This is a genomic window from Leifsonia sp. HAY1-4F (assembly GCF_056755275.1).
In genome coordinates this window covers 26,540-36,817 of record NZ_JBNDHX010000027.1, presented here as the reverse complement: position 1 = coordinate 36,817, position 10,278 = coordinate 26,540, and the positions used below count along the sequence as shown (strand labels likewise).

The window sequence follows — 10,278 nt, the reverse complement described above, 5'->3', positions numbered from 1 at the left end:
TCCGTCGTCGGCAGCGTCAGATGTGTATAAGAGACAGGGGTTAGTCCTCGAGGTAGCGGGGGCGGGATGCGAGGGCGCCGGCCAGGGCTGCGGCGAGGACGGTGCCGGTGAGGACGACGAGGGCGAGCGTCCACGAGCTCGTGAGCTGGTGGAGGACGCCGACGGCGAGCGGGCCGAGCGCGCCGAGCGTGTAGCCGAGACCCTGCGTGAAACCGCTGAGGGCGACCGCGCCCGCGTGGGTCCTGGTCCGCATGTTGATGAGCACGAGGCACAGGGGGAACAGGAGCGGGCCGAGACCGGCGAACGCCACCCACAGCCACGTCGCCACGCCCGGAACGAGGATGAGGCCGAGGTAGCCGAAGATGAAGAACGCGATGCCGGCGTAGATCAGCAGGGCCACATTCTTCATCCGGGAGGCGAACAGGGGGACGAGAAGCCCGGCCGGTATGCCCATCCCGGCATATACCGACAGCAGCGCCCCTGCGTCGAGAGGTGGCACGCCCGCCACATCGTGCAGGATCTGCGGCAGCCACGCGAACATCGCGTAAGCGTTGAGGCTGGAGACGGCGAAGAGCACCATCATCGCCCACGCCAGCGACGACCGCCAGACACGCTTGGCCATGGCCGGTTCGGCGCCCTCGACCTCCGCATCCCGGTCGGGATGCGTGGGGCGCCGCGTGATCAGGATGCGCAGCCACGGCAGGATCGCCAGCAGGACGACCACGCCCCACATCCCGACGGAGACATGCCAGCCTGCGGCGTCCGCGACCGGCACGGCGATCAGCGGCGGCAGGAGCGTGGAGACCGACATCACCGTCGCATACAGCGACGTCACGAGCCCGATCCGGTCGGGGAAGTACCGCTTTACCAGCGGCGGCAGCAGCACGTTGCCCACGCCCATCCCGGCGAAGGTCACCGCCGACCCGACCGCCAGGACGACGAACGACGGGGAGGACGCGCGGATCAGATGCCCGCCGAGCATGACTCCCAGCGCGATGAGCACGACGCTCTCGAGGCTGAGCCGCCGGGTGAAGGACGGCGCGATCAGCCCGAACAGCGCGAAGCAGACGGGGGGCAGCATCCCGAGCAGGCCGACGTCGATGCTGGAGACCGGGAACTCGCCCCGGATCTCGGCGAAGATCGGCGAGAGCGCGGCGACCGCCGTGCGGAGGTTCGCCGCGACGAGCAGGATGCCGAGCAGCGCGATCGCGCGGCCGTGCCAGAGCGGCCGCACGCGAGCGGCCGCCGCGGGGGCGGAGGTCGCACCCGCCATCAGCCGAGCTCCCGGGAGTCCGAGGGGACGGACGGGACGGCGCCGAGGATGCGCCGAGCCTCCCGTACGTCCTCCGCGATCTGCGCGATCAGCGGCTCGACACCGGTGTACGCGACCATCCCCCGGATGCGCTCGACGAACGACACCTCGACCGTGTGATCGTAGAGGTCGAGCTCGCGGTCGAGCACGTACGCCTCCACCTGCTTCTGCGGGACGCCCTCGAACGTCGGGTTGTTGCCGACGGAGATCGCCGCGGGATACCGCTCCCCCGCGTCGGTCAGCCACCCCGCGTACACGCCGTCCGAGGGGATGAGGCCCTCCGACTCCGGGGACAGGTTGGCGGTCGGGAAGCCCAGTTCACGACCGCGCGCCGCGCCGTGCACGACGATGCCGCGGACCGTCGGGGCCGAACCGAGAAGCCCGCCTGCGTGCCGGACGTCGCCCTCGGCGAGGAGCTCACGGATCCAGGTGGAGGAGACGCGCCGCCCGCGTTCCGGCCGCACGTCGTCGATCAGAACCACGTCGAACCCGTAGGTCTCGCCGAACCGGCGCAGCAGCGCGACGTCGCCCGCACCGCCGGCCCCGAAGCGGAAGTCGCTGCCCACCAGAACGGCGGCCGCGTGCAGCCGCTCCATCAGGATGCGGTGCACGAACTCCTCGGGCGAGAGGCTCGCGAGCCCACGGTCGAAGGCCACCATGAGCGTCGCATCGATGCCCGTGGATGCCAGAAGGTCGAGCTTCTGCGCGTTGCTGACCAGTGATGGCGGGCATTTGTTGGGCGCGAGGATCTCGAGCGGATTGCGGTCGAACGTGATGACGGTCGACACCAGCCCGCGCTCGGCGGCCACCGAGCGCAACCGGGCGATCACCGCGCGGTGACCGGTGTGGACGCCGTCGAACTTGCCGATCGTGACCGCGCTCGGCCCCCACCCGTCCGGGATCTCGGAGACGGCGTGGAAGACCCTCACGATGCGACCCCGGAAGCCGGGGCGACGGAGGAGGAATCGTCGAGCGGCGGGTGACCGCGCAACCACAGCATCCCGAGCACCGGCAGCACGAGCGGGATGAGGAGGTACCCCATCCCGTACACCGACCACACCGTGGCGTCGCGGCCGAACGGATTGATGTCGTGGAGTCCCAGCACGGCCGGTGCGGCCACGCTGAGGGTCCCGACGATGAGCACGCCGGCCAGCTCGAAGCTGATTGTCGCCCACGCCACGCGGTACCAGACGCGCCCGGGCGCGATGAGCGCGACGGTCGCCAGGATGTACACGGCGGCGGACAGCGCCGAGAGGGTGAACGCCACCGGCGCCTCATGGAAGCGGTCGATGATCTGGAACACGCTGCGACCGGTCGCCGCCAGCGCGAGCACTCCGTAGACGAAGACGAGCAGCCGGCCGGCACCCGTCATGCGGCGGGCAGCCGTCCGCCGTCGGGGCGACGACGGTGCGGGCTTCGTGCGGGGTGACCGGGTGTGGTGGGACATCGCCTACGATTCTATTTCCCGCGCGGCGCGTTCCGGTGCGGAGGGGTCAGGCGCCCTGCACGAACCAGATCTGGCCCATCCGGTACACCATCACGGCGATGGCGAGGCAGACTCCGCCGAGGATGACGGTACTCCAGCGATTGCGCTCGATCAGCGCCCAGAAGCCGCCGGCGAGCGGCAGGATGAGCGCGGAGATCAGGTAGATGTAGAACTCCGCGAGGCTGCCCGTCGGACCGTTGCCCACGAGCGGTGCGATGATCGCGACGACCAGCTGGGCGATCAGCAGCAGCTCGACGACGGCGACGGCGCCCATCGAGACATCCCCCGGGAGCCGCCCCACGAGGCCGAGCACCAGGCACAGGATGCCGGCGGCGCACGCCACGAGGACCTGCGTCGTGGTGAACCAGTCGATCATCCGCGTCCGCCGGCCTGGCCGACCGCCTCATCCGTCGGGAAGTTCACGAGTGTCCTGGCTTCCTTTCCGCGGAACTCGATCAGTCCCACAAGCGCTCCGGTCGGCGCGATCGCGGCCACCGGCTCCCCGCCCGGTCCCTCCCGGTCGGCAAGGTGGATGCGGCGCCCGTGTGTCAGGTCGATCGCCTGCTGCTCGGTGAGCTCGAGCGTCTCGAACAGCCGCCCGGCGGCGTCCACCGCGGGGATCAGCGCCGCTTCCGCATCGAGCGTAGCGAGGTCGTACGCATCACGCACGTCGTAGGCGCCCACGCGCGTGCGACGGAGCGCGGTGAGGTGCCCGCCGATACCAGCGCCCACACCCAGCCCGGCTCCCAGGTCGCGGGCGAGGGAGCGGATGTACGTCCCGGACGAGCAGACGACCCGCACCTCCAGATCGATGGCCCCCGGCTCGCGGCGGGTCTCGAGCAGCTCGAACTCGGAGACGGTGACGGCGCGCGGCTTCAGCTCGACCTGCTCGCCGGCGCGCACCCGGGCATACGCTCGCTTGCCGTCCACCTTGATCGCGCTCACCGAGCTCGGAACCTGCTCGATCTCGCCCGTCAGTTCTGCGATGCCGGCCGCGATCGCCTCGGCGGTCACCGCATCCAGAGCCTCCTGCGATGCGGGAGCCAGAAGCTCGCCCTCGGCGTCGTCCGTCGTCGAGGCCGCACCGAGCCGGATGGTCGCCAGATACTCCTTGTCGGCGCCCACGATGTACGTCAGCAGCCGGGTAGAGGAGTTGATGCCGAGGATGAGAAGCCCCGTCGCCATCGGATCGAGAGTCCCGGCATGCCCGACCTTGCGCGTCCCCGCCGCCTTTCGCACGCGGGCGACGACGTCGTGGCTGGTGATGCCGGCGGGCTTGTCGATGAGGATGAGTCCGCTGCCGGTCATGCGCGCTGTGCCCCCGCCGCTCGGCCGTGATCCGTCTCTGCGGCCAGGTGCAGCACGAGGTCCAGCTTCGTGCGGAACGTGCATTCCAGCAGTTCCCTGGCGGCTTCGTCCTCGTCGTAGCTGTCCGGCAGCCTCAGCCCGAGCAGGGTGTTCAGCAGCATCCCCTCGGCGAGGAAGGCCCGCGTCTGCTCGGGAGTGAATCCCGCCTCGGCGCGCAGGAGCCGGTAGATCGTCAGGAAGCCGGCCCGCGCCTGGGCGCCGATGGTCGGATCGTGACCCATGCTGAACGCCTGCATCAGCACCAGCAGGAGTCCCCGGTCCTCGACCAGGCTGACGTAGGCGAGGCCGAGGCGGCGGCCGATCTCCCCATGGCCTCCGGCCGAAGTGGGCGCGGCGAGGTCGCCGCGAGTGCCGGTGGGAGCCTCGGCGGCCGTGGCATAGCCGGCGAGCGGCTCGGCGGGAGACCCGTCGGCCTTCCACTGCTCCAGCGTCTCGGTGAACGCGACCAGCAGCCGGTCGAGGCACCGCGACAGCACGCCCAGGAACAGGTTCTCCTTGCCGCCGAACATCCGCACCACGTAGGGCTGGCTGATTCCGGCCGTCTTCGCGATCTGGTCCGTCGTCGCCCCGAAGTAGCCGCGCTCACCGAAGACCCGGCTGGCGGCATCGAGGATCTGCTCCCGGCGCTCGGACGACGGGATCCTCTCGCTGATCTTGTCGCTCACACTTGACAGGTTATCAGTCGATTACTAATGTCGGCTCTTGTAATCATTCGATAACCACATCCTTTCGGAGGCGTCCATGTCCGCTCCCCTCGCGTCCCGCCGGCGCATCCCGGTCTGGCTGGCGATCGTCGCCGCATCCCTGCCCATGTTCATGGCGACTCTCGACAACCTCGTCGTCACCAGTGCGCTGCCCGTCATCGCGAAGGACCTCAGCGCCTCCATCGAAGAGCTGCAGTGGGTCATCAACGCGTACACGCTGAGCTTCGCGACCCTCATGCTCATGGCGGTCGGACTGGGCGACCGGCTCGGACGGCGCTCCGTGTTCCTGGCGGGTATCGCCGTCTTCACCCTGGCGAGCGCTGCGAGTGCACTCGCCACCGAGCCATGGGAGCTCATCGCGGCCCGCGCGATTCAAGGCGTCGGGGCCGCCGCCCTCCTCCCGCTCTCCCTGACCCTCCTCGCCGGAAGCGTGAGCGAGCGCCTGCGGCCGGCGGCCATCGGGATCTGGGGCGGCATCTCCGGGCTCGGCGTCGCCCTCGGCCCGCTGATCGGCGGCGCAGTGGTCGAGGGATGGAACTGGCAGGCGATCTTCTGGCTCAACGTCCCGCTCGGTGTCGTGGCGATCCCGCTGGTGCTGTTCGCGCTGCCGAACAGCTTCGGCGACCGCGTCCGGGCCGATGTCGTCGGCCTGCTGCTGGCCGCGCCCGGCGTCCTCGGGCTCGTCTACGGGATCGTGCGGGGCAACCCGGCGGGATGGGGCAGCGCCGAGGTGCTGATCCCCCTGATCGCCGGCTCGGCGCTGCTGATCGCGTTCGTCGTCTGGGAGTCCCGGGCCGCTGCTCCACTGCTGCCCTTGCGACTGTTCCGCGACCGCAGCTTCACCGTCGCGAACCTGGTCGGCGTGACCTTCAGCTTCGGGATCTTCGGGGCGATCTTCATCCTCATCCAATTCCTGCAGGTCGTCCAGGGGCACACCCCGGTGGAAGCGGGCGTGATGACGATGCCGTGGACCCTGGCGCCGATGGTCGTCGCGCCGCTGACCGGCCTGGCGTCGTCGCGGACCGGCACCCGCCTCCCGGTCGTCGTCGGCCTCGTGCTGCTGGCCGTCGCCATGGGCTGGGTCGCGCTGACCCTCTCGGCGACACTGCCCTACGCCCAGATGTGGCCGCCCTTCCTCCTCGCCGGGATCGGCATGGGCCTCGTCTTCGCCCCGAGCTCGACCGCAGTACTCGCCAACATGCGGCCGGCCGACCACGCGAAGGCGTCCGGGACGAACTCCACACTGCGTGAGGTCGGCGTCGCGCTCGGCATCGCCGTGCTGACCGCCGTCTTCACGGGCGCGGGCGGGACGTTGACGCCGACCGGGTACGTGCACGCGGCCATCCCGGCGGTCGGTGTCGGCGCGGCTGTGCTGGGTGTGGCGGCTGTGATCGCGCTGGCGCTGCCCGGCCGGCGGGCGGCGGCGCGGGCCGTGGACGCGGCGGCTGCCGTGGCCGGGGCGGGGCGCGCGGCGGAGGTCGCGGCCGGGTCGCCTACGGCCACCGCCACCGCCGCCGCGGCCGCCGAGCCCATGCCCGTCCTCGCGGACTGACGCCACCATCCAGTTGACGCGACACGCCGTCCCGCGCACGACGGCGTGTCGCGTCAACTCGTTTCGCCGTGAGCCCGACCAAGGCCGCCATGGACCGGCTCGCGGTTAGGCTGGACCGCGTGCGTATCGGCGTCATCGGAGCGGGAGCCATCGGCGGAACGATCGCCGCGCTGCTCGATCGCGTCGGCCACCTGGTCGAGGTGACGGCCCGGGGCGAGCAGCTGGCGGCCATCCGCGGATCCGGGCTCCGGCTCGACGGTGGATGGGGCATCCACACCGCGCGAATCTCCGCCGCGGAGACGCTGCACGAAGTCCCCGAACTCGCGTTCGTCTGCACCAAAGCCCAGGATGCGCCTGCGGCGATCCGTGCCAATGCGGCGCTGCTCGACGGCATCCCGGTCGTCATCGTGCAGAACGGCCTCGCCGGCCTGCGAGAGGCCGAGGAGCTGCTGCCCGGCTCTTCCTGTGTGGGCGGCCTGGCGCTCTACGCCGCCAGCTTCCTCTCCCCCGGCCACGTCTCCGTGACCACCACCGCCAACACCTACCTGGGTGCCGGCGGCGGTCCGCCGCCGCCGGCAGCCGTGGAGGCGGCGCGCATCCTCGACGCCGCCATGCCCGCCTTCGCGATCGACAACTTCACCGGTGCGCAGTGGACCAAGCTCATCGTCAACCAGATCAACGCGCTCCCCGCGATCACCGGACTGAGCGCGCAAGAGGTGCTCGGCGACCGCCGGCTGCGGCCGGTCATGACCGCGAGCCTGCAGGAGGCCACCCGGGTCGGTTACGCGCGCGGCATCCGCTACGGCAGCATCCAAGGACTGGACGACCGCCTCCTCCGCATCGTCGCGCACGCGCCCCGCTGGGCGGCACAGGCCGTCCCCCTCCTGATGAAGCGGCGGATGGGCACGACGCCCAACCCCGGATCGACGCTGCAGAGCATCCGCCGCGGTCAGCTCACCGAGATCGACTACCTCAACGGCGCCGTCGTGGATGAGGCACGAGCGGCCGGCATCGACGCGCCGATCAACGCCGCGATCACCGCACTGGTGCACGAGGTGGAGCGCACGCGCACGTTCCTCTCGCCGGATGATGTCGCCGCCCGCATGCGCCCCCTCCTCGCCGCCGCCTGATCCCTCACGGACGCCGCTCTGCCGCCCACCTCCCCCAAACATTCGTCACGAATGTGCACTTCCGGGCCGCGCAAGCGTCGATTCGTCACGAATGTGCACTTCCGCAAGTCCAGCCACTTGCGCGCGGGCCGAGCGGCGATTCGTCACGAATGTGCGGTCCCAGGCGGGCGGAGCGGCGATTCGTCACGAATGTGCGGCTCCACGCGGACGGAGCGGCGATTCGTCACGAATGTCGCCCTTCGACGGCCACCGAGCGGAGCGGCGCGAAACCGCCACGGACGAGACGGGACGTCAGACGCGGAAGGGCAACGGCGGCTCGGAGTCGTCCACGAGAATGTCCGCGTTCTCCAGCGGCCGCGCATCCTCCAGATACACGGAGTCCTGCGGGGCGTTCACGAGCAGGATGGAGGCGTTCCAGATCTCCCGCAGCTCTGGCCGGAGAGCGAACTCGCCGTCGATGACGAGCACCGCGTCCCGACCCGCCGTGAGCCAGCGCGCCTGCACCGGCCGATCCCGTTCCTCGTCGAAGGCGGCCGTCTGGAAGCCCGTACTGCCCCCCATCCGGTAGGGGTCGAGCAGCACGCGCCGCAGCGTCACGTAGTCGTAGCCCTCGCGGTAGTAGCTCTCCGGTGTCTCGGGGCCCAGGCGCGTCCGGTACGCATGCGAGTGGTGGAAATCCCCGAGGGAGGCCCGGAACGTATCGGCGCCAGCCTCCCGGAACACGGCAGCGAGGTCATCCGCGAACGGCGAGCCCGCCAGCCCTCCGTCGACGGCCACGACCACCCTCCCTACCGGGAACACCAGCCGGAGGTCGCCGACCAGTCCGCGCAGGAACTGCACGCGAGGCGTCGGCGGAAGCATCATGCGAGAAGCATAGGCCGCGGCAGCCGTTAGCCTCGATGCATGCACGACTTCGCCGGGACGGTGGTGGCCTGGTACCACGCGAACCGGCGGGACCTGCCGTGGCGCCGCGACGGATTCACCGCGTGGGGCACCCTGGTCAGCGAATTCATGCTGCAGCAGACGCCCGTGAGCCGCGTCATCCCGCGCCTGGAGGAGTGGCTCAGCCGCTGGCCGACGCCGGCGGACCTGGCCGCCGTCCCTCCCGGCGAGGCGGTCCGCGCCTGGCAGTCGCTCGGATACCCGCGGCGTGCGCTCTGGCTGCATGCGGCCGCGGTGGCCATCACCGAACGACACGGCGGGGTCGTGCCGGAGGACGTGGATGCGCTGCTCGCGCTCCCCGGCATCGGCGACTACACAGCCCGGGCCATCGCGGTGTTCGCGTACGGCAACCGGCATCCGGTCGTGGACACGAACATCCGCCGCGTGATCGCCCGGGCGGTCGACGGCCAGGCCGAGCCGGGACCGCCGGGCAAGCGCGACCTCTCGGCGATGGAGTCGCTGCTTCCGAACGAGCGGCCGGTCGCCGCGGCGTTCAACGCCGGGATGATGGAGCTTGGTGCGATCGTCTGCGTCGCCCGCTCCCCCCGTTGCGACGAGTGCCCGCTCGCCGACCGCTGCGCGTGGCGGCAGGCGGGGTACCCGCCGTACGACGGGCCGCGCAAGGCCGTCCAGAAGCGCTACGAAGGCAGCGATCGCCAAGTCCGCGGCCGCATCCTCGCCGAACTGCGGGCTTCGCACCTCCCGGTGACCGCCGCCGAGCTCGAGAACGTCTGGCCGGATGCGGCCCAGCGCGACCGAGCACTCGCCGGCCTCCTCGCCGACGGCCTGGCCGTGCCCGCCGACGGCGGCTACACCCTCCCCTGACGTCCGCGCAGCGCGCCGACCAGGCCCCGCCCGCCGCAGCCCCCGCGAAGTGATCGTAGGTGCATGCGACACGCCGTGGCGCGGTGCGACAACGAGCACTTCGGCGGGGAGGGCCCCGAGCACCGCGGGGCGGAACGTCAGCGGTCGGCGAAGACGAGCGGGTCCCAGTCGAGGATGCGCGAGCGGTGCACGAGGCCTTCCGTCATGAACGGGTCGCCCTTGCGGAACCGCTCGGCGGCCTCGCGGGAACGGAAGATCGCCATGGAGCCCTGCGTGGCCGGGTCGCCGAACGTGCCGATCATGAGCACCTCCCCATCCTTCGCGAACTCGTCCAGGTAGGCGCGATGACGTGGATAGGTCTCCACCAGTCGCTGGAAGTGCTCCGGACCCGCGTCCGGGTCGGCGTCGTAGAACGAGACGGCGTACATGCCGTCAGCTTAGGTCCGGGATGCGCTCAGCGCCCGGACACGTCCGCTTCGTCCTCGTCGTCGTCAACGTCGTCGTCGTCCTCGTCGGTCCGCGGCTTGACGTAGGGGTCCTCGTCGCCGGCGTAGCTGGCGCCCGCCGCAAGCCCTGCCACCTCGGTGTCGCGCTCGCGCGCCTCCCGGAGCAGGTCCTCGATGTGGGCGGCGTTCTCCGGGATGGCGTCGAGCTGGAACTCCAGGGTGGGCGTCAGGCGGGCGGTGATGTTCTTGCCCACTTCGCTGCGCAGCATCCCGGTCGCCGCCTTCAACGCCGCGGCGCTGTCCTCGCGCTCCTGCGCGCTGCCGTACACCGTGTAGAACACGGTCGCGTGCTGCAGGTCGCCGGTCACCTGGACGTCCGTGATGGTCACGAAGCCGAGTCGTGGGTCGCGCAGGCCGCGGTCGAGCCGCTTGGCGACGATCTCTTTGATTCTGTCCGCGAGTTTCCTCGCGCGAGCCGGATCAGCCATGTGTGTTTCTCCTTACGGGCAAGAT

12 protein-coding genes are annotated in these 10,278 nt (G+C 70.8%); 3 read left to right on the top strand and 9 right to left on the bottom strand.

What is annotated here, in order from left to right; translation table 11 throughout:
* Positions 1-40: 40 nt before the first annotated feature.
* From ACPYOG_RS07765 to ACPYOG_RS07740, 6 genes are read right to left on the bottom strand one after another with little or no spacing between them, the layout of a single operon-like run.
* Positions 41-1,273 carry an MFS transporter gene (locus ACPYOG_RS07765; RefSeq protein ID WP_481293659.1) on the bottom strand — a complete coding sequence of 411 codons (1,233 nt, stop codon included), beginning with the start codon at positions 1,271-1,273 and terminating at the stop codon, positions 41-43.
* Positions 1,273-2,241 carry a bifunctional riboflavin kinase/FAD synthetase gene (locus ACPYOG_RS07760; protein ID WP_481293658.1) on the bottom strand — a complete coding sequence of 323 codons (969 nt, stop codon included), beginning with the start codon at positions 2,239-2,241 and terminating at the stop codon, positions 1,273-1,275. Before ACPYOG_RS07760 ends, ACPYOG_RS07765 begins: the two co-directional genes overlap by 1 nt.
* Positions 2,238-2,759 (bottom strand): hypothetical protein, encoded by a 522-nt coding sequence (locus ACPYOG_RS07755; protein ID WP_481293657.1) that lies wholly within the window; start codon positions 2,757-2,759, stop codon positions 2,238-2,240. The genes ACPYOG_RS07760 and ACPYOG_RS07755 overlap by 4 nt, the downstream gene beginning before the upstream one ends.
* 46 nt (positions 2,760-2,805) lie before the next feature.
* A complete protein-coding gene (locus tag ACPYOG_RS07750) occupies positions 2,806-3,174 on the bottom strand; it encodes a hypothetical protein (protein WP_481293656.1) in 369 nt (122 codons plus the stop codon).
* The gene (truB, locus tag ACPYOG_RS07745; protein ID WP_481293655.1) at positions 3,171-4,106 is read right to left on the bottom strand and encodes a tRNA pseudouridine(55) synthase TruB; all 936 of its coding nucleotides are present in this window, start codon (positions 4,104-4,106) and stop codon (positions 3,171-3,173) included. The genes ACPYOG_RS07750 and truB overlap by 4 nt, the downstream gene beginning before the upstream one ends.
* A complete protein-coding gene (locus ACPYOG_RS07740) occupies positions 4,103-4,831 on the bottom strand; it encodes a TetR/AcrR family transcriptional regulator (RefSeq protein ID WP_481293654.1) in 729 nt (242 codons plus the stop codon). The genes truB and ACPYOG_RS07740 overlap by 4 nt, the downstream gene beginning before the upstream one ends.
* 76 nt (positions 4,832-4,907) lie before the next feature.
* Between ACPYOG_RS07740 and ACPYOG_RS07735 the strand changes: the two genes are divergently transcribed.
* Positions 4,908-6,422, top strand: a complete 1,515-nt coding sequence (locus ACPYOG_RS07735; protein WP_481293653.1) for a DHA2 family efflux MFS transporter permease subunit — start codon at positions 4,908-4,910, stop codon at positions 6,420-6,422.
* 68 nt (positions 6,423-6,490) lie between these two features.
* Positions 6,491-7,552 (top strand): ketopantoate reductase family protein, encoded by a 1,062-nt coding sequence (locus ACPYOG_RS07730; protein ID WP_481293652.1) that lies wholly within the window; start codon positions 6,491-6,493, stop codon positions 7,550-7,552.
* A gap of 291 nt (positions 7,553-7,843) precedes the next feature.
* Here the strand turns inward: ACPYOG_RS07730 and ACPYOG_RS07725 are convergent, their stop codons facing one another.
* Positions 7,844-8,416 carry a nucleoside/nucleotide kinase family protein gene (locus ACPYOG_RS07725; RefSeq protein ID WP_481293651.1) on the bottom strand — a complete coding sequence of 191 codons (573 nt, stop codon included), beginning with the start codon at positions 8,414-8,416 and terminating at the stop codon, positions 7,844-7,846.
* Positions 8,417-8,455: 39 nt separating this feature from the next.
* Here ACPYOG_RS07725 and ACPYOG_RS07720 point away from each other — a divergent pair, with 39 nt between their 5' ends.
* Positions 8,456-9,319, top strand: coding sequence for an HhH-GPD family protein (locus ACPYOG_RS07720; protein ID WP_481293650.1), 864 nt, complete (start codon positions 8,456-8,458; stop codon positions 9,317-9,319).
* Positions 9,320-9,456: 137 nt separating this feature from the next.
* On the opposite strand, the gene ACPYOG_RS07715 is transcribed toward ACPYOG_RS07720, so the two are convergent.
* Positions 9,457-9,747, bottom strand: a complete 291-nt coding sequence (locus tag ACPYOG_RS07715) for a YciI family protein (protein ID WP_481293649.1) — start codon at positions 9,745-9,747, stop codon at positions 9,457-9,459.
* A gap of 26 nt (positions 9,748-9,773) precedes the next feature.
* Positions 9,774-10,253, bottom strand: coding sequence for a 30S ribosome-binding factor RbfA (gene rbfA, locus ACPYOG_RS07710; protein WP_481293648.1), 480 nt, complete (start codon positions 10,251-10,253; stop codon positions 9,774-9,776).
* Positions 10,254-10,278: the final 25 nt, after the last annotated feature.